The organism is Pseudomonas sp. S2_C11, assembly GCF_054668395.1.
On the sequence record NZ_CP162765.1, the window covers coordinates 1,650,871 to 1,675,966 of the forward strand.

The following is a 25,096-nucleotide window of genomic DNA, read 5'->3' on the forward strand; positions in this document are numbered from 1 at the left end:
GCCCACTGGTCAACTAATTACCAAGCCCCCTAACTATTGCGTTGACATTCGCTGCCTAAGCAGTAATATCTCGACATACATTCACTGCCTAGGCAGTCATCAGGTCGACCCATGAAGCATTTCACTCCGGAAGAATTCAAACATTGCCACCTCGGCCTGTTGCTCGGTCGTGCCGCGTTGCTCAAGGACCGGATCATCGATACCCACATGGAACCCCACGGCATCACCGCCGCGCAGTTCAAGGTGTTGATCATCATGGCCCAGTTCGGCGTCGACACGCCGGCCGAGCTGTGCCGCCATCTGTCGCTGGACAGCGGGTCGATGACGCGCATGCTCGATCGCCTCGAGCAGAAGGCTTTTCTGCTTCGTCAGCGCAGCGAAGGCGACCGGCGTCAGGTGCAGTTGAAACTGACCGAGCAGGGCCAGCAACTGGCTGATCGCCTGCCGCACATCGGTGCCGATGCGATGAATGAACTGGCCGGCGCGATCTCCCGCGAAGAGCTGAAAACCCTGGAATACATCCTGAAGAAAATCCTGCTGGCCGCCGGTGACCCGATCACCATCCAGCGTCTAGGTGATCACAATGAGCGCTAACACTTTGCGCAGCAGTCTGACGCTGCTGTTGTCGGCGATGATCCTCGCCGGTTGCGCCAATTACAGCGGCCTCGACACCGAAGGCCAGCGCCTCGACGCGAAGAGCCTGAAGACATCGCAGTCTCTCGACGGCGTCACCCTGTCGCCAGCGGCGTGGCCGAAAAGCGATTGGTGGAGCAGCCTCGGCGATCCGCAACTCGACGGCCTGATCCGCGAAGCCCTGCACGACAGCCCGGACATGCAGATCGCCGCAGCCCGCGCCCATCAGGCCAGTGCCGCCGCCTATGCCGCCGATGCCGAACGTTATCCGACCCTCGACGCCAGCGCCGGCATCAGCCGTTCGCGGCTGGCTCGTGACCAGGATCCGCGCGGGCAGGGCGGGGCTTACACGACGGTGCGCAATGTCAGCGCCGGCTTCAATTACAACTTCGATTTGTGGGGCGGCCAGCGCGATGCCTGGGAAGCCGCACTCGGCGAGGCGCGCGCTGCTGAAGTCGACCGTCAGGCGGCGCAGTTGACACTTGCCGCTGACGTCGCCCGTGCGTACAGCGATCTCGGTCAGGCGCACATCGTTTACGACCTTGCCAGCGAAGACCTCAAGCGCACCCGGCAAATGCTCGACCTCAGTCAGCGCCGCTTGAGTTCGGGGATCGATAGCCAGTACCAGTTCCAGCAAACCCAGAGTCTGGAAGCCAGTTCTCAGGCCAGCCTGATCGACGCGGAAAAACGCCTGAACAGCGCGAAGATTGCCTTGGCGGTATTGCTCGGCAAAGGCCCGGATCGTGGCAACGAAATCGCTCGACCGAAAGTTCTGCAAGCCAGCGCCGTGGCGGTGCCCTCGGTGTTGCCAGCGGAACTGCTCGGCCGCCGCCCGGATCTGGTCGCGGCGCGCTGGCGGGTCGAGGCGGCGAGCAAAGACATCGATGCGGCGAAAACCCGCTTCTATCCCAACCTCAACCTGTCGGCCTCGGCCGGCGCCGAGTCGTTGCTGGGTGATGCGATGTTCGGTTCGGCCAGCCGTTTCTTCAACATCGCGCCGACCGTATCGCTGCCGATTTTCGATGGCGGCCGCCTGCGCGCCAACCTTGATGCGCGCGACGCCGATTACGATCTGGCGGTGGCGCAGTACAACAAGAGTCTGGTCAAAGCCCTGGGCGATGTCGGCGATACGATCAATCAGTTACGCGATATCGGCCGGCAGATCGGCGCGCAACAGCACGCCACCGACATCGCTCAGGATTCTTACAACACCGTCGTCCAGCGTTACGGTTCCGGCATCGGCAACTACCTGGACGTGCTCAGCATCGAGCAGCAATTGCTCCAGGCCCAGCGTCAGCTGGCGACCCTCAATGCCGAGCAGATCGACCTGTCGATTCAACTGATGCAAGCGCTGGGCGGCGGCTTTCAAAGTGAAAACCTGAACGCAGCCAACGCCAGCCCAGCCTCGTCGCACTACTAATTCAAGGTATTTGTCATGGCCACTGCCGAAAACACCCAAGCTCAAGACAACACCCCGGACACCGGCAACCCGCGCAAACGCAAGGTGATGCTGCTGGCCCTCGCCGTGGTCGTCCTGCTCGCCATTGCCGGCGTCTGGGCCTATCACGAATTCATCGGGCGCTTTAACGAAAGCACCGACGATGCCTACGTCAATGGCAACGTCGTGGAAATCACGCCGCTGGTCACCGGCACCGTGGTCAGCATCGGCGCCGACGACGGGGATCTGGTCCAGGAAGGCCAGGTGCTGGTCAACTTCGACCCCAACGATGCCGAAGTCGGCCTGCAAAGTGCCAAGGCGAAACTGGCGCGCACTGTGCGTCAGGTGCGCGGCCTGTATAGCAACGTCGACGGCATGAAAGCTCAGGTCAATGCGCAGCAGGCCGAAGTGCAGAAGGCCCAGGACAACTACAACCGGCGGAAAAATCTCGCCCAGGGCGGGGCGATTTCCCAAGAAGAGCTGTCCCACGCCCGCGACGACCTGACCTCGGCGCAGAACGCACTGGCCAACGCCAAACAGCAACTGAAAACCACTAGCGCACTGGTCGACGACACCGTGGTCTCGTCGCATCCAGACGTGATGTCGGCGGCTGCCGATCTGCGTCAGGCCTATCTGACCAATGCGCGCAGCACCTTGATCGCGCCGGTCACCGGTTATGTCGCCAAGCGCACCGTGCAACTCGGTCAGCGCGTGCAGCCGGGCACCGCGTTGATGGCGGTGATTCCGCTGGATCAGCTGTGGATCGATGCCAACTTCAAGGAAACCCAACTGCGCGACATGCGCATCGGCCAGCCTGTCGATATCGAGGCCGATATTTATGGCAGCGACGTGAAATACAGCGGCACCGTCGACAGCCTCGGTGCCGGTACGGGTAGCGCGTTTGCTCTGCTGCCGGCACAGAACGCCACCGGTAACTGGATCAAGATTGTTCAGCGTGTGCCGGTGCGTATCCACATCAATGCCGAAGAACTGGCCAAGCACCCGCTGCGTGTCGGTCTGTCGACCAATGTCGAGGTCAATCTGCACGACCAGAGCGGCCCGGTGCTGGCCCAGCAACCGCCGCAAAAGGCCTCGTTCAGCACCAACGTCTACGAGCGCCAACTGGCCGAAGCGGACGCGATGATTGCCCAGTTGATTCACGACAACAGCGCAGCAGCAGGCAAGACCGCGCAGCGCTGAGAGCACACCGGATCAGAAGTAGGCTCTGTGGTGAGCGGTTATCTGTGGTGAGGGGATTTATCTGTGGCGAGGGGATTTATCCCCGCTGGACTGCGCAGCAGGCCCGTTTTTCCTGAGCCAAAAGAGGGGCCGCTTCGCGACCCAGCGGGGATAAATCCCCTCGCCACAAGGGCCTGTTACCACAGGGCCTGCTGTGTTCATCAGACCGCAGCGACCATCAGGTTTCATAGGATTCACAATGAGCAATAACGCTTCTTTCACGCCGCCCAGCCTGTTGCTCAGCACCATCGGCCTGTCGCTGGCGACGTTCATGCAAGTGCTCGACACGACCATCGCCAACGTGGCGTTGCCGACGATTTCCGGCAACCTCGGGGTGAGTTCGGAGCAGGGCACCTGGGTCATCACTTCGTTCGCCGTGAGCAACGCGATTGCGCTGCCGCTGACCGGTTGGCTCAGCCGCCGCTTCGGCGAGGTGAAGCTGTTTCTGTGGGCGACGATGCTGTTTGTGCTGGCGTCGTTTCTCTGCGGTATCTCGACTTCGATGCCCGAGCTGATCGGCTTTCGTGTGCTGCAAGGCCTGGTGGCCGGGCCGTTGTATCCGATGACGCAGACCCTGTTGATCGCGGTCTATCCGCCGGCGAAACGCGGGATGGCCCTGGCATTGCTGGCGATGGTCACGGTGGTCGCGCCGATTGCCGGGCCGATTCTCGGCGGCTGGATCACCGACAGTTACAGCTGGCCGTGGATCTTCTTCATCAACGTACCGATCGGCATCTTTGCGGTGATGGTGGTGCGTTCGCAACTGGCGAAACGGCCGGTGGTGACCAGTCGCCAGCCGATGGATTACGTCGGTCTGATCACGCTGATCATTGGCGTCGGCGCGTTGCAGGTGATCCTCGACAAGGGCAATGACCTGGACTGGTTCGAATCGAACTTCATCATCGTCGGCGCGGCGATTTCCGTAGTCGCCCTGGCGGTGTTCGTGATCTGGGAAATGACCGACCGCCATCCGGTGGTCAACCTGCGCCTGTTCGCCCATCGCAACTTCCGCATCGGCACGCTGGTGCTGGTCTTGGGTTACGCCGGGTTCTTCGGCATCAACCTGATCCTGCCGCAGTGGCTGCAAACGCAAATGGGTTACACCGCGACCTGGGCGGGACTTGCCGTGGCGCCGATCGGGATTCTGCCGGTGTTGCTGTCGCCGTTTGTCGGCAAATACGCGCACAAGTTCGACCTGCGTCTGCTCGCCGGCATTGCGTTTCTGGCGATTGGCCTGAGCTGCTTCATGCGTGCCGAGTTCACCAACGAGGTCGACTTCCAGCACATCGCTCTGGTGCAGTTGTTCATGGGTATCGGTGTGGCGCTGTTCTTCATGCCGACCCTGAGTATTCTGATGTCGGACTTGCCGCCGAGCCAGATCGCTGATGGCGCAGGCCTGGCGACGTTCCTGCGGACATTGGGCGGCAGCTTTGCGGCGTCGCTGACCACCTGGATCTGGATTCGCCGGGCCGATCAGCATCATGCGTATATGAGCGAGAGCATCAGCACGTTTGAGCCTGCCACCCGCGAGACCTTGAATCAGTTGGGTGGGGCGAGCCAGTCGGCGTATGCGCAGATGGACCAGATCCTCACCAGCCAGGCGTACATGCTTTCGACCGTGGATTACTTCACGTTGCTAGGGTGGGGATTCATGGGGCTGATTTTGATTGTATGGCTGGCGAAACCGCCGTTTGCCGCCAAGGCCGGGCCGGCAGCTTCGGGGCACTAGAATCAAGAGCCCCTCACCCTAACCCTCTCCCGGAGGGGAGAGGGGACTGACCGCGGTGCATGTTCGAGGTACATCGACTTGCGATACCGAGTCGAACTCAGGTTTTGAACTGCATGCGATCAGCTCCCTTTCCCCCTCGCCCCCCTGGGGGAGAGGGCTGGGGTGAGGGGGTAAAGCTCTTCAGCCGTGCGGCAATGCCAGCGGCGGGGCGAAATCGAACGGCGCCAAGGCATACCCGCTCTCATCCACCTGCAACGCCCAACCCTGACGATCCCAATCCCCCAGCACAATCCGCTTCGCCGCTTGTTCACCCAGCTGCAACTTGTGAATTGCCGGGCGATGGGTATGGCCGTGGATCAGGGTTTTCACGCCGAATTCGTGCATCACTCGCGGAATCTCTTCCGGGGTGACATCGACGATGTCATTGGCCTTCATCCGCGTCTGTGCGCGGCTTTCGCTGCGTAGCTTGCGCGCCAGTTTATGGCGGCTGCGCAGTGGCAGGTGACGGAGGATGAACAGGGTAATCGGGTTGCGCAGGTAGCGGCGCAGCTTCATGTAGCCAACGTCGCGGGTGCACAGGCTGTCGCCGTGCATCAGCAGCACCGGCTCGCCGAAGAACTGCACGACACTCGGGTCCTTCAGCAAGGTGCAGCCGGCCTGTTTGCAGAAGGCCTTGCCGAGCATGAAGTCGCGATTGCCGTGCATCAGGAATATGGCCGTGCCGCTGTCGCTCAAATCGCGCAGGGCCTGGCAGATGGAACGCTGAAAGGGCGTCATGGCGTCGTCGCCAATCCACGCCTCGAAGAAGTCGCCGAGGATGTACAACGCACTCGCCGAGCGGGCGCGTCCGGCGAGCAAATCCAGAAACGCCCGGGTAATGTCCGGGCGCTCCTCTTCCAGATGCAAGTCTGAAATCAGCAATATCACGCTGCGATGATCTCGGCTTTCTCGATGATCACGTCGTCTGCGGGTACGTCCTGGTGGCCGGACTTGGAAGTGGTCGACACGCCTTTGATCTTGTCGACAACGTCGGTGCCGGCGGTCACTTTACCGAATACCGCGTAACCCCAGCCCTGAGTGGTCTTGCCGCTGTGGTTGAGGAAGGTGTTGTCGGCGACGTTGATGAAGAACTGCGCCGATGCCGAATGCGGCTCCATGGTGCGGGCCATGGCGACGGTGTATTTGTCGTTGGAGAGACCGTTGTCCGCTTCGTTCTGGATGCTTGGACGCTTGTCTTTCTTTTCTTTCATGCCAGGCTCGAAACCGCCGCCCTGGATCATGAAGTTACCGATGACGCGGTGGAATACGGTGTTGGTGTAGTGACCGGCGTTGACGTACTCGATGAAGTTGGCAACGGTGATCGGCGCCTTTTCAGCGTTCAGTTCGATGACGATGTCGCCATGGTTGGTGGTCAGTTTGACTTGAGTCATGGTCATTACTCTTCATAGGGAATTCGTGGTTCTGGGACCTTTAGCCCCACAACCGGTTCAGCCTGCTTCGGCCAAGGTGCGCAGTTTAGCGTGACAGGCGCGAATTTCGAGGCGGTTTTTCATTTCCCGGCGATTAAATGCATGCCTTTATCGGGGCTGCTCTGTCAGGCCCTTGACAGCATCGGCTATGATAGCGGCTTTGTTTTGTCTGGCCCCTCTTTGCGGCCGCGCACCTGTACGTCAAGGATCCTATGAGCAAGCCCACTGTCGACCCTACCTCGAATGCCAAGTCCGGCCCTGCCGTGCCGGTCAACTTCCTGCGGCCGATCATCCAGGCAGACCTGGACTCGGGCAAGCACACCCAGATCGTGACTCGCTTTCCGCCGGAGCCCAACGGCTACCTGCACATCGGCCACGCCAAGTCGATCTGCGTCAACTTCGGCCTGGCCCAGGAGTTCGGTGGCGTCACGCACCTGCGTTTCGACGACACCAACCCGGCCAAGGAAGATCAGGAATACATCGACGCCATCGAAAGCGACGTCAAATGGCTGGGCTTCGAATGGTCCGGTGAAGTGCGCTACGCCTCGCAGTATTTCGACCAGTTGCACGACTGGGCCGTCGAGCTGATCAAGGCCGGCAAGGCCTACGTCGACGACCTGACCCCGGAGCAGGCCAAGGAATACCGTGGCAGCCTGACCGAGCCGGGCAAGAACAGCCCGTTCCGTGACCGTTCGGTTGAGGAAAACCTCGACCTGTTCGCGCGCATGAAGGCCGGTGAATTCCCGGACGGCGCCCGCGTGCTGCGGGCGAAGATCGACATGGCCTCGCCGAACATGAACCTGCGCGACCCGATCATGTATCGCATCCGCCACGCCCATCACCACCAGACCGGTGACAAGTGGTGCATCTACCCGAACTACGACTTCACCCACGGTCAGTCGGACGCCATCGAAGGCATCACCCATTCGATCTGCACCCTCGAGTTCGAAAGCCATCGTCCACTGTACGAGTGGTTCCTGGAGAACCTGCCGGTGCCGGCGAACCCGCGCCAGTACGAGTTCAGCCGCCTGAACCTGAACTACACGATTACCAGCAAGCGCAAGCTCAAGCAACTGGTTGACGAGAAGCACGTCAACGGCTGGGACGATCCGCGCATGTCCACGCTGTCGGGCTTCCGCCGCCGTGGCTACACGCCGAAATCGATCCGCAACTTCTGCGAAATGATCGGCACCAACCGGTCCGACGGCGTGGTCGATTTCGGCATGCTCGAATTCAGCATCCGTGACGACCTCGACCACAGCGCCCCGCGCGCCATGTGCGTGCTGCGTCCGCTGAAAGTGGTCATCACCAACTACCCGGAAGGCCAGGTCGAAAACCTCGAACTGCCACGCCACCCGAAAGAAGACATGGGCGTGCGCGCGCTGCCGTTCGCCCGGGAAATCTACATCGACCGCGAAGACTTCATGGAAGAGCCGCCGAAGGGCTACAAGCGCCTGGAACCGGCCGGTGAAGTGCGTCTGCGTGGCAGCTACGTGATCCGCGCCGACGAAGCGATCAAGGACGCCGACGGCAACATCGTCGAACTGCGTTGCTCGTACGACCCGGACACCCTCGGCAAAAACCCGGAAGGGCGCAAGGTCAAAGGCGTGATCCACTGGGTGCCGGCTGCCGCCAGCGTCGAGTGCGAAGTGCGTCTGTACGATCGCCTGTTCCGTTCGCCGAACCCGGAAAAGGCCGAAGACAGCGCCAGCTTCCTCGACAACATCAACCCTGACTCGCTGCAAGTGCTGACCGGTTGTCGCGCTGAGCCATCGCTCGGCAACGCACAGCCCGAAGACCGTTTCCAGTTCGAGCGCGAAGGCTACTTCGTCGCAGACCTGAAGGACTCGAAACCCGGTCAGCCGGTATTCAACCGTACCGTGACCCTGCGTGATTCGTGGGGCCAGTGAGTGAGTCAAGGAACTAACGTGCTAACGATCTACAACACGCTCAGCAAGAGCAAAGAAGTCTTCAAGCCGCTGGATGGCAACAAGGTGCGCATGTACGTCTGCGGGATGACCGTTTACGACTACTGCCACCTCGGCCACGGCCGCAGCATGGTCGCGTTCGACCTGGTGACGCGCTGGCTGCGCTTCAGCGGTTATGACCTGACCTACGTGCGCAACATCACCGACATCGACGACAAGATCATCAATCGCGCCCGCGAGAACGGTGAATCGTTCGAAGCGCTGACCGAGCGCATGATCGCCGCGATGCACGAAGACGAAGCGCGCCTGAACATCCAGAAACCGGACATGGAACCGCGCGCCACCGATCACATCGCTGGCATGCACGCGATGATCCAGACCCTGATCGACAAGGGCTACGCCTACGCGCCGGGCAATGGCGACGTGTACTACCGCGTCGCCAAGTTCATGGGCTACGGCAAGCTGTCGCGCAAGAAGATCGAAGATTTGCGCATTGGCGCGCGCATCGAAGTCGATGAGTCGAAACAAGACCCGCTCGACTTCGTCCTGTGGAAAGCCGCCAAGCCGGGCGAGCCGAGCTGGGAATCGCCATGGGGCACCGGACGTCCGGGCTGGCACATCGAGTGCTCGGTGATGTCGACCTGCTGCCTCGGCGAGACTTTCGATATTCATGGCGGCGGCAGCGACCTGGAGTTCCCGCACCACGAAAACGAAATCGCCCAGAGCGAAGCGGCCACCGGCAAGACCTACGCCAACGCGTGGATGCATTGCGGGATGATTCGCATCAATGGCGAGAAGATGTCCAAGTCCTTGAACAACTTCTTCACCATCCGCGACGTGCTCGACAAGTACCACCCGGAAGTGGTGCGTTACCTGTTGGTCTCGAGCCACTACCGCAGCGCGATCAACTATTCGGAAGACAACCTCAAGGACGCCAAGGGCGCACTGGAGCGTTTCTACCATGCGCTGAAAGGCCTGCCGAGCGTGGCGCCGGCCGGTGGCGAAGCGTTTGTCGAGCGTTTCACCACGGTGATGAACGACGACTTCGGCACCCCTGAAGCGTGCGCTGTGCTGTTCGAGATGGTGCGCGAGATCAACCGTCTGCGCGAGAGCGATCTTGATGCAGCGGCGGGGCTGGCGGCACGTCTGAAGGAACTGGCGAGTGTGCTGGGCGTGTTGCAACTTGAGGCCGATGACTTCCTGCAGGCGGGCGCTGAGGGGCGGGTCGATGCGGCTGAGGTTGATGCGCTGATTGCGGCGCGTCTGGCGGCTCGGGCGAGTAAGGATTGGGCTGAGTCCGATCGTATCCGTGATCAGTTGACGGCGATGGGTGTCGTGCTGGAAGACGGCAAGGGTGGGACTACCTGGCGTCTGGCTGACTGAGGCCCAGAGCCCCTACCATGATCGTTCCCACGCTCTGCGTGGGAATGCCTCAACGGACGCTCCGCGTTCGGCTCTGTAGGGACGCGGAGCGTCCCGGGCTGCATTCCCACGCGGAGCGTGGGAACGATCGATCCCCTGTGGGAGCGAGCCTGCTCGCGAAGAGGCCCGTCCAGACAACTTGTCATTCAGCCTGCCGCAACCGCTTGTAAAGCGTATTGCGGCTAACCCCCAGCCGCCGCGCCAGATGCGAAATATTCCCTCCGGCCGCCTTCAACTCCCTGTTCAACGCCTCGACATCATTCAAATCCAGCCCCAGCGGCGCCGCTGTTTCCACCGGCTCCATCTCCAGGTCGACAAAAAAATCATCCGGCAAATGCTCAGGCCGCACTGGTTGTTCCTCGGCCATGGCCAACGCCACCTGCATCACGCTGCTGACCTGACGCAAATTCCCCGGCCACGGATGCTTTTCAAACAGCTCCAACACCTCCGGGCTCAGCCCCGCCCATTGCGTTGGCTCGCGATGTTGCTCCCACAGCCGTTTGAACAGCGCCTGCTTGTCACTGCGTTCGCGTAACGGTGGCAGCTCCAGGGTCAGGCCGCCGATGCGGTAGTACAAGTCTTCGCGGAAACGGCCCAGTTGCACCTGCTCGCGCAACGAACGGTTGGTCGCGGAAATGATCCGCAAGTCCACCGGAAACAACTCGCTACTGCCCACCGGCTGCACGCAACGCTCCTGCAACACGCGCAACAAACGCGCCTGAGTTGGCAGCGGCATGTCACCGATCTCATCGAGAAACAGCGTGCCTTTGTCGGCTTTGCGGATCAGGCCGATGCTGCCTTTCTGGTTGGCCCCGGTGAACGCGCCTTTCTCGTAACCGAACAACTCAGACTCGACCAGTTCAGCGGGGATCGCTGCACAGTTCACCGCGATGAATGCCTGTTTTTGCCGGGAGCTGGCTTGGTGCAAGGCTTTGACGAACACTTCCTTGCCGACGCCGGTTTCACCGTGAATCAGTAGCGGAATGTCTTTCTCCAGCAAACGCTCGGCCTGGCGCACGGCTTTTTCCACACGGCTGTCGCCGAAATGCAGCGTGTTGAGGCTGATCACGCTGGCTGGCGCAGGCTTGTCCTCGGCGACAAACACTCGCGCCTGCACCGGTGCCTGTTTCGGCCGTTTCAGCAAACACTGGAAACGGTTGCGTCCAGAGGTCTGCAGGGCAAACGGCAGACCCTCGGGCTGATTGATCAACTCCAGCAGCGACACCTTGAACAGGCTTTCAACGCTGACGCGCGACAAACGCACACCGAGCAAATTGTCGGCGCGGCGATTGGCCGACAGCACTTGACCGCTTTCATCGAAGATCAGCAACCCGGCCCACTGGCTGTCGAGGTTGTTCAACCCGGTGTTGAATGTCAGTTGAAAGTGCTGGCCATGGAACAGGTTGAGGATCAGCCGGTTTTCCACGGTCTGGCTCATCATCTTGACCATGCCGAGGGTGTGCGAGGGTGGCAGATAGCTGTCGCTGGAGACATCGAGCACGGCGATGACCTTGCGCTCGGCGTCGAAAATCGGCGCGGCGGAGCCGGTCATGAAGCGGTTGGCCTTGAGGAAGTGTTCATCGTGTTCGATGTGCACAGCCTGCTCACAGGCCAGTGCGGTGCCGATTGCATTGGTGCCGCTGCTGCGCTCCATCCAGCTCGCCCCGGCCTGAAAGCCCCGGGCCAGATTCGGTTCGATAAAGCGCTGCGTGCCCCACGAGGTCAGCACTTGGCCCTGATTGTCGGCGAGCATGATCAGGCAGTTGGAATTGCTGAGGATGTTTTCGTAGTAGGGCAGGACTTCCTGATGCGTGGTCTGCACCAGCGAATGATGGCTGTCGAGCAATCGTGCAATGCCGGCGGCGGGTAATTGATCGAAGGCCGGCGCGCTCTGGTGGTCGAGGCCGAACGCGCGGCAACGTTGCCAGGAGGTCTGGACGATCGCGTCGTGGGACAGCGGCGAAGCAGGTGCGGCCATGGGGCGAGCCTCTGAGTGCAGCGATTTTATTATTGTTATGAGCCCGATCTTCAAAACTACACAAATTCCCCTGTGGGAGCGAGCCTGCTCGCGAAAGCGTCGGTTCAGTCAATGGATTCATTGAATGACACACCGCTTTCGCGAGCAGGCTCGCTCCCACAGGGGATCCATTTTGCATTCAGGATTGGGCAAAAGCGTGCATAGAGTGTTGTTCACTATTGTTCATTGTCAATCACTCCGACTGTTCAAAAGTGTTCAGCTGTGAACGCCATTTCCTCGCGTAATCAACGATTTTCACGGCAAATCAACCACTTGCCATTTCTGGCACGAATGTCGCTCTGTTGCTCCGGTCGCTTGACTCCAAAAATAAAAAAGGCCGAGCCATGTCACTCACCCTGGAGCACGTCAGCCGTACCGTCGAGGGCCAGATCTGGATCGACGATGCGTGCCTGAAATTCGAACCCGGATCCTTCAACGTTCTGCTCGGGCGCACCCTGTCCGGCAAGACCAGCCTCATGCGCCTGATGGCCGGCCTCGACAAGCCCGACAGCGGCCGCGTGCTGATGAACGGTGTCGACGTCACCCAGCGCCCGGTGCGGCTGCGCAACGTATCGATGGTCTATCAGCAGTTCATCAATTACCCGACCATGACGGTGTTCGAGAACATCGCCTCGCCACTGCGTCAGGCCGGTATTTCGAAAGAGATCATCCACAGCAAGGTGCAGGAAACCGCACGCATGCTGCGCATCGAGAAGTTCTTGCAGCGCTATCCGCTGGAGCTCTCCGGTGGGCAGCAACAGCGCACGGCCATGGCCCGCGCCCTGGTCAAGGATGCTGAACTGATCCTCTTCGACGAGCCGTTGGTCAACCTCGACTACAAGCTGCGCGAAGAGCTGCGTCAGGAAATGCGCGAGCTGTTCAAGGCGCGCCACACCATCGCCATTTACGCCACCACCGAACCCAACGAAGCGCTGGCCCTCGGCGGCACCACGACCATCCTGCACGAAGGCCGGGTGATTCAGAGCGGCCCGTCGACCGAGGTCTATCACCAGCCGCAGTCGGTGCTCGCCGCTGAATTGTTCTCCGAACCGCCGATCAACCTGATGCCGGGACGCATTGCCGGCAACGAAGTCAGCTTCGCCAACTTCGTACACTTTCCGTTGAACGTCGATCTGCGCCCGGTGGGCGAGGGTGAGTTCCGCTTCGGCGTACGCCCGAGTCATATCTCGCTGGTGCCGAGCAACGATGACGATCTCGAACTGGCCGTGACCGTCGAGGTCGCCGAAATCAGCGGCTCGGAAACCTTCCTGCATGTGCGCAACGAGCATTTCCTGCTGGTGCTGCACTTGCCGGGTGTTCATGAATACGACGTCGATGCGCCGATCCGCATCTATATCCCGACCCACAAACTGTTCGTTTTCGATGCGCAGGGCCGTCTGGTGCAAGCACCGGGCCGGCGTGTCGCGAGGGTTGCCTGATGGCCGAAATCCGTTTGCAGCACCTCGCCCACAGCTACAGCAAAACCCCGAGCGGCGCGGAGGATTATGCGATCCGCGAGATGGATCACGTCTGGGAGCAGGGCGGCGCCTATGCTTTGCTCGGCCCGTCCGGTTGCGGCAAGTCGACCTTGCTCAACATCATTTCCGGCCTGCTCAGCCCGTCCCAGGGCCACGTGTTGTTTGACGGCAAAGCGGTCAACGACCTCACGCCGGAGAAGCGCAACATCGCCCAGGTTTTCCAGTTTCCGGTGGTCTACGACACCATGACCGTGTTCGACAACCTCGCTTTCCCGCTGCGCAATCAGGGCATGGCCGAGGCGAAAGTGCACAGCAAGGTGCAGGAAATTGCCGAGGTGCTCGACCTGCAGAATCTGCTGAGCAAGAAGGCGCGCAATCTCACCGCCGACGAAAAGCAGAAAGTCTCCATGGGCCGTGGACTGGTGCGCGATGACGTCTCGGCAATCCTCTTCGATGAGCCGCTGACGGTGATCGACCCGCACCTGAAGTGGAAGCTGCGGCGCAAGCTCAAGCAGATCCACGAGCAGTTCAACATCACCATGGTCTACGTCACCCACGACCAACTTGAAGCCTCGACGTTCGCCGACAAGATCGCAGTGATGTACGGCGGCCAGATCGTCCAGTTCGGTACGCCACGGGAATTGTTCGAGCGGCCGAGCCACACCTTTGTCGGCTATTTCATCGGCAGCCCGGGGATGAATCTGATCGAGGTGCAGCCGCAGCCCGGGGGCGTCGGTTTCGCCTCGACGCACCTGCCGTTGTCCGACGCCTTGCAGCGCCATATCGAGCACGGCCAGTGGAAAAATCTCAAGGTCGGCATCCGCCCCGAGTTCATTCACGTGTGGGACGAGCCGTTTGACGACGCGATGCAGGCAAAAGTCGTACACGTCGAAGACCTCGGCACCTACAAGATCATGACTCTCAACCTCGACGGCGCGCCGTTGAAGGTGCGTCTGGCCGAAGACAAACCGGTGCCGCAGGGCACGGCTTACATCAGTTTCCCGGCGCAATGGCTGATGGTCTATGCCGATGAATTTCTCCTGGAAGTCAGCGACGAGGAGGCGCAGCCATGAACAAAGTGCAGAACAACAAGGCCTGGTGGCTGGTGTTGCCGGTGTTCCTGCTGGTGGCGTTCAGTGCGGTGATCCCGATGATGACCGTGGTCAACTATTCGGTGCAGGACATCTTCGACCAGTCCAGCCGCTACTTCGTTGGCGCTGACTGGTACAAGCAAGTGTTGCTTGATCCGCGCCTGCATGACTCGCTGCTGCGTCAGTTCATCTATTCAGCCTGCGTGCTGCTGATCGAAATCCCGCTGGGCATCGCCGTCGCGCTGACCATGCCGACCAAGGGCCGCTGGTCCTCGGTGGTGCTGATCATTCTGGCGATACCGCTGCTGATTCCGTGGAACGTGGTCGGCACCATCTGGCAGATCTTCGGCCGCGCCGACATCGGCCTGCTCGGTTCCAGCCTCAACGCGATGGGCATCAGCTACAACTACGCGGCCAACACCATGGACGCCTGGGTGACGGTGCTGGTGATGGACGTCTGGCATTGGACTTCGCTCGTCGCGCTGTTGTGTTTCTCCGGTTTGCGAGCAATTCCCGACGTCTATTACCAGGCCGCGCGCATCGACCGCGCTTCGGGATGGGCGGTGTTCAGGCACATTCAGTTGCCCAAGCTGAAGAGCGTGCTGCTGATCGCGGTGATGCTGCGTTTCATGGACAGTTTCATGATCTACACCGAGCCGTTCGTGCTCACCGGCGGCGGGCCGGGCAATGCCACAACCTTCCTCAGTCAGACGTTGACGCAGATGGCTGTAGGGCAATTCGACCTCGGTCCGGCAGCGGCGTTTTCGCTGGTGTACTTCCTGATCATCCTGTTGGTGTCCTGGCTGTTCTATACCGCCATGACGCACTCCGACGCCAACCGCTGAGGCCCGGCCATGAGCAAGAAAAAGCTTATTCCGTTGCTGGTCTACATCCTGTTCCTGCTGGTGCCGATCTACTGGCTGCTGAACATGTCGTTCAAGAGCAACACCGAAATCCTCGGCGGCCTGACGCTTTTCCCACAGGAATTCACGCTGGCGAACTACAAGGTGATCTTCACCGATCCGAGTTGGTACACCGGTTATCTGAACTCGCTGTATTACGTCAGCCTCAACACGGTGATTTCCCTGAGCGTGGCGTTACCGGCGGCTTACGCGTTTTCACGCTATCGTTTCCTCGGCGACAAACACCTGTTCTTCTGGCTGCTGACCAATCGCATGGCGCCGCCGGCGGTGTTTTTGCTGCCGTTCTTTCAGTTGTATTCGTCGATCGGCCTGTTCGACACGCACATCGCCGTGGCCTTGGCGCACTGCTTGTTCAACGTGCCGCTGGCGGTGTGGATTCTCGAAGGTTTCATGTCCGGCGTGCCCAAGGAGATCGACGAAACGGCCTACATCGACGGCTACAGTTTCCCTAAGTTCTTCGTGAAGATTTTCATCCCGTTGATCGGCTCCGGTATCGGCGTCACGGCGTTTTTCTGCTTCATGTTTTCCTGGGTCGAACTGTTGCTGGCGCGCACGCTGACCTCGGTTAACGCCAAGCCGATTGCGGCAGTGATGACGCGCACGGTGTCGGCATCGGGGATCGATTGGGGCGTGCTGGCAGCGGCGGGGGTATTGACCATCCTGCCGGGCATGCTGGTGATCTGGTTTGTGCGCAACCACGTGGCCAAGGGCTTTGCCCTCGGTCGAGTCTGAGGAGCTGATGATGGAATGGATGAGCTGGACGACACCGACCGCCGCGTTCTTCATCGGCATCGGTCTGATTCTGGTGGGCATGACCACCTGGGAATTGCGCTCGCCGAGCATTCTGCGGCGCGGGTTTCTGCCGATTGCCACCACCCGTGGCGATCGCTTGTTTATCGGTCTTCTCGGCAGCGCCTACCTGCATTTGCTGGTAATCGGCGTCACCGACTGGAGCATCTGGGTGGCGTCCGCGTTGTCCCTGGTGTGGCTGTTGGCTGTGATGCGTTGGGGCTAGTCGAATCGTTCGGCAACGCGGCTCCACAACTTAAACAGGAGGTCTCTATGTTCGATAAAAACAATAAGCTGCGACATAGCATTTCATTGGCAGCCATGCTGGCACTCAGCGGTCTGAGCGCATCTGCCTGGGCCGACGCCTACGAAGATGCTGCGAAAAAATGGATCGGCAGCGAGTTCAAGCCCTCGACCCTGACGGCCGAACAGCAGCTTGAAGAACTGAAGTGGTTCATCAAGGCCGCCGAGCCGTTTCGCGGCATGGACATCAAGGTCGTTTCCGAAACCCTGACCACCCACGAATACGAGTCCAAGGTGCTGGCCAAGGCCTTCAGCGAAATCACCGGGATCAAACTCACCCACGACCTGCTGCAGGAAGGCGACGTGGTCGAGAAAATGCAGACGGTGATGCAGTCGGACAAGAACATCTACGACGGCTGGGTCAACGACTCCGACCTGATCGGCACGCACTTTCGCTACGGCAAGACCGAATCGATCACCGACCTGATGGCCAACGAAGGCAAGAACTTCACTTCGCCGACCCTCGACATCAAGGACTTCATCGGCATCTCCTTCACCACCGCACCGGACGGCAAGATCTATCAACTGCCCGACCAGCAATTCGCCAACCTGTACTGGTTCCGCGCCGACTGGTTCGAGCGCGCCGATCTGAAAGCCAAGTTCAAGGAGAAGTACGGTTACGAGCTGGGCGTGCCGGTGAACTGGTCGGCCTATGAAGACATCGCCAAATTCTTCAGCGAAGACGTCAAGGAAATCGACGGCAAACGCGTCTACGGCCACATGGATTACGGCAAGAAAGACCCGTCGCTGGGCTGGCGCTTCACCGATGCCTGGTTCTCCATGGCCGGTGGCGGCGACAAGGGACTGCCCAACGGCTTGCCGGTGGACGAGTGGGGGATCCGCGTCGAGGACTGTCATCCCGTCGGTTCAAGCGTGACCCGTGGCGGCGACACCAACGGCCCGGCGGCCGTGTTTGCCACCACCAAATACGTCGACTGGCTGAAGAAATATGCGCCACCGGAAGCGGCCGGCATGACTTTCTCCGAGTCCGGCCCGGTGCCCTCGCAGGGCAACATCGCCCAGCAGATTTTCTGGTACACCGCGTTCACCGCCGACATGACCAAACCCGGCCTGCCGGTGGTCAACGCCGACGGCACGCCGAAATGGCGCATGGCGCCGTCGCCTAAAGGCCCGTATTGGGAAGAGGGTATGAAGCTCGGCTACCAGGATGTGGGGTCGTGGACGTTCATGAAATCCACGCCTGAGAAACAGAAACTCGCGGCGTGGCTGTACGCGCAGTTCGTGACCTCGAAAACTGTTTCGCTGAAGAAAACCATTGTCGGTCTGACACCTATTCGCGAGTCGGACATCAACTCGCAGGCGATGACCGATCTGGCGCCGAAACTCGGTGGTCTGGTCGAGTTCTATCGCAGCCCGGCCCGCGTGCAATGGTCGCCGACCGGCACCAACGTGCCGGACTACCCGCGTCTGGCGCAACTGTGGTGGAGCCATATCGCCGAAGCCGCCAGCGGCGAGAAGACCCCACAACAAGCGCTCGATGGCCTGGCCAAGGATCAGGACCGCATCATGGAACGCCTCGAACGCTCCAAGGCCCAGGCCACTTGCGCGCCGAAGATGAACCCGGAACGCGATGCGCAATACTGGTTCGATCAACCGGGCGCACCGAAGCCGAAACTGGCCAACGAGAAGCCGAAGGGCGAAACCGTGAGCTATAGCGAACTGCTGAAGTCCTGGGCGGATGCGCGCAAGTGATGTTGGAAATGTAAGAAGCGAACGGCACCGGAAGGTGCCGTTTTTTTTGCTGCCTGATCTGCCGCTTTCGCGAGCAGGCTCGCTCTCACAATGGATAGGTCTGCTCAAAAACATCCGATGACACCTTAGGTCCCTGTGGGAGCGAGCCTGCTCGCGAAAGCGGTGGGTCAGCCGACGCATTTTTAACTGACATGACGTCATTGCGGGCAGGTTCACCTCCAAGCGGGATATCTGTAGAAATGACGGATTAAGGAACCACCGGTAGCTTTAGCTTTCGAAGGAGTCCAGCAAGGCGTCAGGCAGTGGTGCATCAAAGTCATCGGAAGTTTTGTATCTGCCCTTCATTAAACCAATACGTTTTACCGGCGGTTTCTCCTCGGTTATTTCGCTTTGGCGTTGCTCAGTCAATGTGCCTGAATCATCCGACAACTCTGAAATGATATTGCGCTTCATGGTTCGTGGATCTCCATTTGATAGGTGATTCTCAAATTTAACCGCAATTACCTTCTGCGCTATATCAGCCATTGCTCACTCCTTTGAAGGCAAATTCCTGAAAAGGAGAGAGCGTTTAAGGTCAAAAAGATCGCAGCCTTAAATCCCACAAAAAACGGCACCCGAAGGTGCCGTTTCCATTTCCAGCCAGATCAGCCGAGCAATCAGCCCGCCAGACCAGCCTGCTGTACCAGCACCAGCAATGGCTGCGGGTACACGCCCAGGAAGAAAGCGACCAGGGCGATGGCCAGCAGCATTACGCCGCCTGCCTTCTGTTCCCAGTGCAATTGGGCGTCGTGGCGACGCAGGTTTGGCTCGATCAGGTACAGGGTGACCATCACGCGCAGGTAGTAGAACACGCCGATGGCGCTGCCCAGTACCAGTGCGCCGACCAGCCACCACTGACGCGTTTCGACGCCGCTGGCGATGATGTAGAACTTGCCGATGAAGCCAGCGGTCAGCGGAATGCCGGCCAGGGACAGCATCATCACGGTGAGCACGGCGGTCAGATACGGACGGCGCCAGAACAGGCCGCGGTACTCGTACAGGGCGTCGGCGTCGCGGCCGTTGTACGGCGAGGACATCAGGGTGATCACGCCGAACGCGCCGAGGCTGGTGATGACATAAGTCACCAGATAGACGCCGATGGCTTCTACCGCCAGCCCCTTGCTCGCCACCAGTGCGATCAGCAGATAGCCGAAGTGCGCGATGGACGAGTAACCGAGCAGACGCTTGAGGTTGCTCTGGGTCAGGGCCAGCAGGTTACCGAACAGGATCGAGGCGACCGCGATAACGCTGAGCACATCGCTCAGCACACCACTGCTGGCAGCAGGGGAGAGCTGGAACAGACGCACCATCACCGCAAACACCGCGACCTTCGAAGCGGTGGCGAGGAACGCCGCCACTGGTGCCGGAGCACCTTCGTAGACGTCGGGCGTCCACAGGTGGAACGGTACCAGCGACAGCTTGAACGCCAGACCGATCAGCATCATGCCCAGGCCCAGTTGCGCCAGCGGGCTTGGCAGGCCGGTCGCGGCCAGGGCCTGACCGATGCCGACGAAGCTCAGCGAACCGGCGTCGGCGTAGAGCAGCGCCATACCGAACAGCAGGAACGCGGAACCGGCGGCCGACAGCACCATGTACTTGATGCCGGCTTCCAGCGAACGCTTGTTGAAGAAGGCGTAAGCCACCAGACCGTAGACCGGTACCGAGAGCAGTTCCAGACCGATGAACAACCCGGCCAGGTGCTGCGCGCTGACCAAAACCAGACCACCGGCGGCGGCCATCAGGATCAGCAGGTACAGTTCTTCGCGGTTGCCCGGGTAGCCCGAACCGCCATCACCCAGATAAGCGTGGGCGAGGGTGACGCAGGCGAGCGTGGCGACCAGGATCATCGCCATGTACAGGCAGGCAAACGCGTCGATCTGCAGCAACGGGGTGACGGCCAGAGGCGCGACTTTCAACGCAGGCAGGATCGACAGCAGGGCCAGGTTCAGACCCGCCACCGAAATCAGGAAGGTCTGCGAGTGGTTGCGGCGCCAGGCGATTGCCAGCATCACCACGATAATGGTGAGGCTGGTGATCAACAGTGGCGCAAGCGCAATAAAGTGTTGAATCGTGAATTCCATAGCGCTCTTACCGGGCCGAAGCGAGTTGAGAGAAGGCGGTGCCGAGCCACTGCTGCACGCCATGCATGGTGGCGGCAGAGGTGTCGAGGAACGGTTGCGGGTAGACGCCGAGGTAAATCAGCAACACCGCCAGACCGAGCACCATGATCAGTTCGCGCGCGTCCATGCCGTGCAGCACCGCGTCGGATTTCGACGGGCCGAAGTAGGCACGGTGAATCATGATCAGCGAGTAGACCGAACCGAACACCAGACCGGAAGTGGCAATCGCCGTGACCCATGGAGCGCTGGCGAAGGAACCGATCAGGATCAGGAACTCGCCGACAAAGTTACCGGTGCCCGGCAAGCCCAGCGACGCCGCCGCGAAGAACAGGCTGATCGCCGGCAGGTAAGCGATACGCGACCACAGACCGCCCATCTCACGCATGTCACGGGTATGCAGACGCTCGTACAACTGACCGCTGAGGATAAACAGCGCCGCTGCCGACAGACCGTGCGCCAGCATCTGGATCACTGCACCTTGCAGCGCCAGTTGGCTGCCGGAGTAGATGCCGATCAACACGAAGCCCATGTGGGAAACGGAAGAGAAGGCAATCAGACGCTTGATGTCGGTTTGTGCGAACGCCAGGAACGCGCCGTAGAAGATCCCGATCAGACCGAGGGTCATGGCGATCGGCGCGAACTCCGCCGAAGCGTTCGGGAACAGCGGCAGGGCGAAACGCAGCAGACCGTAGGCCGCAGTTTTCAGCAGGATACCGGCGAGGTCGACGGAACCGGCAGTCGGTGCCTGGGCGTGAGCATCAGGCAGCCAGGAGTGGAACGGTACGACGGGCAGCTTGACCGCGAAAGCGATGAAGAAACCGAGCATCAGAATGTACTCGGTGGTCATCGACATCTTGGTTTTCAACAGGTCGGCGTAGTTGAAGGTGATCACGCCGGTGTTGTTGAAGTTGACCAGCACCAGACCGAGGATCGCCACCAGCATGATCAGGCCGGACGCCTGAGTGAAGATGAAGAACTTGGTCGCTGCGTAGATCCGGGTTTTCTTGCCGTCCGAAGAACTGTGACCCCAGAGCGCGATGAGGAAGTACATCGGCACCAGCATCATTTCCCAGAAGAAGAAGAACATGAACAGGTCGAGGGCGAGGAACACGCCGACGACGCCGCCCAGGATCCACATCAGGTTCAGGTGGAAGAAGCCAACGTGACGTTGAATCTCTTTCCACGAGCAGAGTACGGAGAGGATACCCAGCAGACCGGTCAGCAGGATCATCAACAGCGACAGGCCGTCGAGGGCCAGGTGCACGTTGATGCCGAAACGCTGGATCCAGACATGCTTGAACTCAAGCGCCCAGGTCGGATCGGCGCCCGGCGCCGGTGCGAATGAATAGTCACCGTGGGCCCACAGCCAGAGGCCGAGCGCGAGTTCCAGGGTCATGGTCAACAGCGCAATCCAGCGCGGGAGGGTAGCGCCGAAGCGCTCACCCATCCAGCACAGCAGGCCGCCGATGAAGGGGATCAGGATTAGCCAAGGCAGAATCATGACGGGCTCGTTTCCTTTCGCAAATTCGCAAGGTTCATATCAGACCGCTACCAGCACGATGGCGCCGATCACCAGCACGGCACCAGCAGCCATCGAGGCGGCGTACCAACGCAGTTGACCGGTCTCGGTGCGGCTCAGGGCAGTGTGACCACCCTTGGCCATACGCGGGATCAGACCGATGGTCTGGTCGAGCGGGTCTTTGCGCAGTACATGGCTGATCGCAAGGTACGGCTTGACGAACAGTTTGTCGTAGATCCAGTCGAAGCCCCAGGCAGCGAACCACCAGGCCGAAAGGAAACGGCCGATGCCGCTGTTGGCAATTGCCGTGACGAAGCGACGCTTGCCGAGGAACAGCAGCGCTGCCAGCAGGATACCGGCCAGGGCGATGGCGCCCGAGGCGATTTCCAGACTGTGCTTGGCTTCGCCACCGGCATGCCCGACGCTTTGCGGCAGTACGCCGTGCAGCGGTGGCACGATCATCGCGCCGACGAAAGTCGACAGCACGATCAGCACCGACAATGGCAGCCAGTGGGCAATGCCGTGGCCGGCGTGGGCTTCGGTCTTGGCTTCACCGTGGAACGCGATGAAGATCAGGCGGAAGGTATACAGCGACGTCATGAACGCACCGACCAGACCTGCGTAAAGCAGACCCTGGTTACCGCTGGCGAACGCTTCCCAGAGGATTTCGTCCTTGGAGTAGAAGCCTGCGGTAACCAGTGGCAGAGCGGCCAGCGCGGCACCACCGACGATGAAGCTGGCGTAGGCCAGTGGCAGTTTCTTCCACAGACCGCCCATCTTGAAGATGTTCTGCTCGTGGTGGCAGGCAACGATCACCGCACCGGAAGCAAGGAACAGCAGGGCCTTGAAGAAGGCGTGAGTCATCAGGTGGAAGATCGCGCCTTCCCAGGCACCAACGCCCAGCGCCAGGAACATGTAGCCGATCTGGCTCATGGTCGAGTAGGCGAGGATACGTTTGATGTCGGTCTGCACCAGCGCGGCGAAACCGGCCAGTACCAGGGTCACGCCACCGACGATGCCGACGAGGTGCAGGATGTCCGGCGCCAGCGCAAACAGACCGTGGGTACGGGCGATCAGGTAGACACCGGCGGTCACCATGGTTGCGGCGTGGATCAGTGCCGAAACCGGGGTAGGGCCGGCCATCGCATCCGCGAGCCAGGTTTGCAGCGGCAGTTGCGCCGATTTACCGACAGCACCACCGAGCAGCATCAGGGTTGCCAGAACGATCCAGAAGTCACCGACCTTGAAGTGCTCCGGCGCACGTACCAGCAGTTCCTGGACGTTCAGCGTGCCCAGTTGCTGGAACAGGATGAACAGGCCGATGGCCATGAACACGTCGCCGATGCGGGTGACGATGAACGCCTTGAGTGCCGCGTTACCGTTGTTGCGGTTGCTGTAGTAGAAACCGATCAACAGGTACGAGCACAGGCCCACGCCTTCCCAACCGAAGTAGATGAACAGCAGGTTATCGCCGAGGATCAGGAACAGCATGCTGGCGATGAACAGGTTGGTGTACGAGAAGAAGCGCGAGTAACCGTCTTCGCCACGCATGTACCAGGACGCGAACAGGTGGATCAGGAAGCCGACGCCGACGACCACGCCGAGCATGGTCACCGACAGGCCATCCAGGTACAGCGCGAAGTTCGGCTGGAAACCTTCCACCGACATCCAGCGCCACAGCACCTGGGTGTACACGCCACCTTCCGGCGGCGCGACGTTGAATTGCCAGATCACGTAAGCGGTGACGATGGCCGACAGGCCGATCGAACCGACACCGATCAGCGCCGAGAGGTTTTCCGAGAAGCGGCCGCGCGAGAACGACAGCAACAGGAACCCGATCAGAGGGAATACGAAAGTCAGAAAGAGTAGGTTCATCCGCGCATCTCACTGGCAGCGTCGATATCGAGCGTGTGGAAGCGGCGATACAGTTGCAGCAGGATCGCCAGGCCAATACTGGCCTCGGCTGCGGCAAGGCTGATCACCAGGATGAACATGATCTGTCCATCCGGCTGCGCCCAGCGGGCGCCCGCAACGATGAAGGCCAGGGCAGAGGCGTTCATCATCACTTCCAGACTCATCAACACGAACAAAATGTTGCGGCGGACCATCAGGCCGACCAGACCAAGGCAGAACAGGATGCCGGCGACGGCCAGTCCATGTTCGAGAGGGATAGCAGGCATGTCTTACTCCTTCGCCTCGTTACGGCCCAAATGGAACGCCGTGACGGCTGCGGCGAGCAGCAGCATCGAGGCGAGTTCGACCACCAGCAGGTACGGGCCGAACAGGCTGATGCCCACGGCTTTCGCGTCTACGGTGGTGTGGCCGATGGCCTGGCCGCTCTGGTGAGCGAACAGCACATACAGCAGTTCGGCCAGCAGCAGCGCGGCAAGAATTACCGGTCCTGCCCAGATGCCGGGCTTGAGCCAGGTGCGTTCCTGCTGCACCGAGGCGGGACCCAGGTTGAGCATCATCACCACGAACACGAACAGCACCATGATGGCGCCGGCGTAGGCGATCACTTCCAGCACACCGGCGAACGGCGCGCCGAGGGCGAAGAAGGTCATGGCCACGGCGATCAACGAGATGATCAGGTAGAGCAGGGCGTGCACAGGGTTGGTGTTGGTGACCACACGCAGCGTGGACACCACAGCAATACCCGATGCGAAATAGAAAGCGAATTCCATCGTTCTTCCTTAAGGCAGCAAGCTCTTCACGTTGATCGGTTCGGCTTCGTTCTGCGCAGCGCCTTTCGGCTTGCCAGCGATTGCCATACCTGCAACACGATAGAAGTTGTAATCAGGGTTTTTGCCGGGGCCGGAGATCAGCAGATCTTCTTTCTCGTACACCAGGTCCTGACGTTTGAACTCGGCCATCTCGAAATCCGGGGTCAGCTGGATTGCGGTGGTCGGGCAGGCTTCCTCGCAGAGACCGCAGAAAATGCAGCGCGAGAAGTTGATCCGGAAGAAGTCCGGGTACCAGCGACCGTCTTCGGTTTCAGCTTTCTGCAGCGAGATGCAACCCACCGGGCAGGCCACGGCGCACAGGTTGCAGGCTACGCAGCGTTCTTCGCCATCGGGGTCGCGGGTCAGGACGATACGGCCACGGTAGCGTGGCGGCAGGTAGACCTGCTCCTCGGGGTATTGCAGGGTGTCGCGCTTGCGAAAGCCATGGCCGAAAACCATGACCAGGCTGCGCAACTGGGTACCGGTACCCTTAACGATGTCGCCAATATATTTGAACATGGGT

At 60.4% G+C, this 25,096-nt stretch carries 22 protein-coding genes; 12 read left to right on the top strand and 10 right to left on the bottom strand.

From position 1 onward, the window contains the following. The first annotated feature begins 111 nt into the window (after positions 1-111). The 4 genes from AB4N48_RS07605 to AB4N48_RS07620 all read left to right on the top strand — a co-directional run bounded on the left by AB4N48_RS07605 (position 112) and on the right by AB4N48_RS07620 (position 5,039). Positions 112-594 carry a MarR family winged helix-turn-helix transcriptional regulator gene (locus AB4N48_RS07605; RefSeq protein ID WP_016775300.1) on the top strand — a complete coding sequence of 161 codons (483 nt, stop codon included), beginning with the start codon at positions 112-114 and terminating at the stop codon, positions 592-594. Next, positions 584-2,053: an efflux transporter outer membrane subunit gene (locus AB4N48_RS07610; protein WP_460095078.1), complete on the top strand. Its 1,470-nt coding sequence runs from the start codon at positions 584-586 to the stop codon at positions 2,051-2,053. The genes AB4N48_RS07605 and AB4N48_RS07610 overlap by 11 nt, the downstream gene beginning before the upstream one ends. Before the next feature lie 15 nt (positions 2,054-2,068). Then, positions 2,069-3,271, top strand: coding sequence for an HlyD family secretion protein (locus AB4N48_RS07615; RefSeq protein WP_016775298.1), 1,203 nt, complete (start codon positions 2,069-2,071; stop codon positions 3,269-3,271). A 238-nt stretch (positions 3,272-3,509) separates the two neighbouring features. Beyond that, positions 3,510-5,039, top strand: coding sequence for a DHA2 family efflux MFS transporter permease subunit (locus AB4N48_RS07620; RefSeq protein WP_024013426.1), 1,530 nt, complete (start codon positions 3,510-3,512; stop codon positions 5,037-5,039). Positions 5,040-5,219: 180 nt separating this feature from the next. Here AB4N48_RS07620 and lpxH read toward each other — a convergent pair whose 3' ends face one another. Together lpxH and AB4N48_RS07630 are read right to left on the bottom strand one after the other, a co-directional pair. Beyond that, complete coding sequence (lpxH, locus tag AB4N48_RS07625; protein ID WP_460095080.1) at positions 5,220-5,966, bottom strand: UDP-2,3-diacylglucosamine diphosphatase; 747 nt, start codon at positions 5,964-5,966, stop codon at positions 5,220-5,222. After that, on the bottom strand, positions 5,963-6,469 hold the full coding sequence (locus AB4N48_RS07630) for a peptidylprolyl isomerase (RefSeq protein ID WP_150634928.1): 507 nt from the start codon (positions 6,467-6,469) through the stop codon (positions 5,963-5,965). Before AB4N48_RS07630 ends, lpxH begins: the two co-directional genes overlap by 4 nt. Before the next feature lie 251 nt (positions 6,470-6,720). Between AB4N48_RS07630 and AB4N48_RS07635 the strand changes: the two genes are divergently transcribed. Together AB4N48_RS07635 and cysS are read left to right on the top strand one after the other, a co-directional pair. Next, entirely contained in the window at positions 6,721-8,418 is a 1,698-nt protein-coding gene (locus tag AB4N48_RS07635) for a glutamine--tRNA ligase/YqeY domain fusion protein (protein WP_024013424.1), read from the top strand. A gap of 18 nt (positions 8,419-8,436) precedes the next feature. Continuing rightward, positions 8,437-9,819, top strand: coding sequence for a cysteine--tRNA ligase (gene cysS, locus AB4N48_RS07640; RefSeq protein WP_460095082.1), 1,383 nt, complete (start codon positions 8,437-8,439; stop codon positions 9,817-9,819). A gap of 181 nt (positions 9,820-10,000) precedes the next feature. Here cysS and AB4N48_RS07645 read toward each other — a convergent pair whose 3' ends face one another. Next, positions 10,001-11,836 carry a sigma-54-dependent Fis family transcriptional regulator gene (locus tag AB4N48_RS07645; RefSeq protein ID WP_252876569.1) on the bottom strand — a complete coding sequence of 612 codons (1,836 nt, stop codon included), beginning with the start codon at positions 11,834-11,836 and terminating at the stop codon, positions 10,001-10,003. 383 nt (positions 11,837-12,219) lie between these two features. Between AB4N48_RS07645 and AB4N48_RS07650 the strand changes: the two genes are divergently transcribed. Genes AB4N48_RS07650 through AB4N48_RS07675 form a run of 6 tightly spaced genes read left to right on the top strand, consistent with a single transcriptional unit; the run spans position 12,220 to position 18,172 of the window. Continuing rightward, on the top strand, positions 12,220-13,314 hold the full coding sequence (locus AB4N48_RS07650; RefSeq protein WP_016775291.1) for an ABC transporter ATP-binding protein: 1,095 nt from the start codon (positions 12,220-12,222) through the stop codon (positions 13,312-13,314). Further along, positions 13,314-14,426: an ABC transporter ATP-binding protein gene (locus tag AB4N48_RS07655; RefSeq protein WP_016775290.1), complete on the top strand. Its 1,113-nt coding sequence runs from the start codon at positions 13,314-13,316 to the stop codon at positions 14,424-14,426. The genes AB4N48_RS07650 and AB4N48_RS07655 overlap by 1 nt, the downstream gene beginning before the upstream one ends. After that, entirely contained in the window at positions 14,423-15,289 is an 867-nt protein-coding gene (locus tag AB4N48_RS07660; RefSeq protein ID WP_042559892.1) for a carbohydrate ABC transporter permease, read from the top strand. Before AB4N48_RS07655 ends, AB4N48_RS07660 begins: the two co-directional genes overlap by 4 nt. Before the next feature lie 9 nt (positions 15,290-15,298). Then, a complete protein-coding gene (locus AB4N48_RS07665) occupies positions 15,299-16,099 on the top strand; it encodes a carbohydrate ABC transporter permease (RefSeq protein WP_073471306.1) in 801 nt (266 codons plus the stop codon). 10 nt (positions 16,100-16,109) lie between these two features. Next, a complete protein-coding gene (locus tag AB4N48_RS07670) occupies positions 16,110-16,382 on the top strand; it encodes a DUF2160 domain-containing protein (RefSeq protein ID WP_038861868.1) in 273 nt (90 codons plus the stop codon). A gap of 47 nt (positions 16,383-16,429) precedes the next feature. Further along, positions 16,430-18,172 (top strand): ABC transporter substrate-binding protein, encoded by a 1,743-nt coding sequence (locus AB4N48_RS07675; protein ID WP_016775286.1) that lies wholly within the window; start codon positions 16,430-16,432, stop codon positions 18,170-18,172. 267 nt (positions 18,173-18,439) lie between these two features. Here the strand turns inward: AB4N48_RS07675 and AB4N48_RS07680 are convergent, their stop codons facing one another. The 7 genes from AB4N48_RS07680 to nuoI all read right to left on the bottom strand — a co-directional run bounded on the left by AB4N48_RS07680 (position 18,440) and on the right by nuoI (position 25,092). Beyond that, positions 18,440-18,697, bottom strand: a complete 258-nt coding sequence (locus AB4N48_RS07680) for a hypothetical protein (protein WP_236168571.1) — start codon at positions 18,695-18,697, stop codon at positions 18,440-18,442. A gap of 131 nt (positions 18,698-18,828) precedes the next feature. Further along, complete coding sequence (gene nuoN, locus AB4N48_RS07685; protein ID WP_024013420.1) at positions 18,829-20,292, bottom strand: NADH-quinone oxidoreductase subunit NuoN; 1,464 nt, start codon at positions 20,290-20,292, stop codon at positions 18,829-18,831. 7 nt (positions 20,293-20,299) lie between these two features. Next, entirely contained in the window at positions 20,300-21,832 is a 1,533-nt protein-coding gene (nuoM, locus tag AB4N48_RS07690; RefSeq protein ID WP_016775285.1) for an NADH-quinone oxidoreductase subunit M, read from the bottom strand. A 39-nt stretch (positions 21,833-21,871) separates the two neighbouring features. Then, on the bottom strand, positions 21,872-23,725 hold the full coding sequence (nuoL, locus tag AB4N48_RS07695; RefSeq protein ID WP_024013419.1) for an NADH-quinone oxidoreductase subunit L: 1,854 nt from the start codon (positions 23,723-23,725) through the stop codon (positions 21,872-21,874). Then, positions 23,722-24,030: an NADH-quinone oxidoreductase subunit NuoK gene (gene nuoK / locus AB4N48_RS07700; RefSeq protein WP_003180046.1), complete on the bottom strand. Its 309-nt coding sequence runs from the start codon at positions 24,028-24,030 to the stop codon at positions 23,722-23,724. The genes nuoL and nuoK overlap by 4 nt, the downstream gene beginning before the upstream one ends. Positions 24,031-24,033: 3 nt before the next feature. After that, a complete protein-coding gene (gene nuoJ / locus AB4N48_RS07705; RefSeq protein WP_007951462.1) occupies positions 24,034-24,534 on the bottom strand; it encodes an NADH-quinone oxidoreductase subunit J in 501 nt (166 codons plus the stop codon). A gap of 9 nt (positions 24,535-24,543) precedes the next feature. Then, positions 24,544-25,092 (bottom strand): NADH-quinone oxidoreductase subunit NuoI, encoded by a 549-nt coding sequence (gene nuoI / locus AB4N48_RS07710; RefSeq protein ID WP_016775283.1) that lies wholly within the window; start codon positions 25,090-25,092, stop codon positions 24,544-24,546. Positions 25,093-25,096: the final 4 nt, after the last annotated feature.

Bases quoted from the DNA above. Each gene is read 5' to 3' on its own strand.
- AB4N48_RS07605 (WP_016775300.1), top strand. From the start codon at position 112: ATGAAGCATTTCACTCCGGAAGAATTCAAACATTGCCACCTCGGCCTG.
- AB4N48_RS07610 (WP_460095078.1), top strand. From the start codon at position 584: ATGAGCGCTAACACTTTGCGCAGCAGTCTGACGCTGCTGTTGTCGGCG.
- AB4N48_RS07615 (WP_016775298.1), top strand. From the start codon at position 2,069: ATGGCCACTGCCGAAAACACCCAAGCTCAAGACAACACCCCGGACACC.
- AB4N48_RS07620 (WP_024013426.1), top strand. From the start codon at position 3,510: ATGAGCAATAACGCTTCTTTCACGCCGCCCAGCCTGTTGCTCAGCACC.
- AB4N48_RS07630 (WP_150634928.1), bottom strand. From the start codon at position 6,469: ATGACTCAAGTCAAACTGACCACCAACCATGGCGACATCGTCATCGAA.
- AB4N48_RS07635 (WP_024013424.1), top strand. From the start codon at position 6,721: ATGAGCAAGCCCACTGTCGACCCTACCTCGAATGCCAAGTCCGGCCCT.
- AB4N48_RS07645 (WP_252876569.1), bottom strand. From the start codon at position 11,836: ATGGCCGCACCTGCTTCGCCGCTGTCCCACGACGCGATCGTCCAGACC.
- AB4N48_RS07650 (WP_016775291.1), top strand. From the start codon at position 12,220: ATGTCACTCACCCTGGAGCACGTCAGCCGTACCGTCGAGGGCCAGATC.
- AB4N48_RS07655 (WP_016775290.1), top strand. From the start codon at position 13,314: ATGGCCGAAATCCGTTTGCAGCACCTCGCCCACAGCTACAGCAAAACC.
- AB4N48_RS07660 (WP_042559892.1), top strand. From the start codon at position 14,423: ATGAACAAAGTGCAGAACAACAAGGCCTGGTGGCTGGTGTTGCCGGTG.
- AB4N48_RS07665 (WP_073471306.1), top strand. From the start codon at position 15,299: ATGAGCAAGAAAAAGCTTATTCCGTTGCTGGTCTACATCCTGTTCCTG.
- AB4N48_RS07670 (WP_038861868.1), top strand. From the start codon at position 16,110: ATGGAATGGATGAGCTGGACGACACCGACCGCCGCGTTCTTCATCGGC.
- AB4N48_RS07675 (WP_016775286.1), top strand. From the start codon at position 16,430: ATGTTCGATAAAAACAATAAGCTGCGACATAGCATTTCATTGGCAGCC.
- AB4N48_RS07680 (WP_236168571.1), bottom strand. From the start codon at position 18,697: ATGGCTGATATAGCGCAGAAGGTAATTGCGGTTAAATTTGAGAATCAC.
- nuoN (WP_024013420.1), bottom strand. From the start codon at position 20,292: ATGGAATTCACGATTCAACACTTTATTGCGCTTGCGCCACTGTTGATC.
- nuoM (WP_016775285.1), bottom strand. From the start codon at position 21,832: ATGATTCTGCCTTGGCTAATCCTGATCCCCTTCATCGGCGGCCTGCTG.
- nuoL (WP_024013419.1), bottom strand. From the start codon at position 23,725: ATGAACCTACTCTTTCTGACTTTCGTATTCCCTCTGATCGGGTTCCTG.
- nuoK (WP_003180046.1), bottom strand. From the start codon at position 24,030: ATGCCTGCTATCCCTCTCGAACATGGACTGGCCGTCGCCGGCATCCTG.
- nuoJ (WP_007951462.1), bottom strand. From the start codon at position 24,534: ATGGAATTCGCTTTCTATTTCGCATCGGGTATTGCTGTGGTGTCCACG.
- nuoI (WP_016775283.1), bottom strand. From the start codon at position 25,092: ATGTTCAAATATATTGGCGACATCGTTAAGGGTACCGGTACCCAGTTG.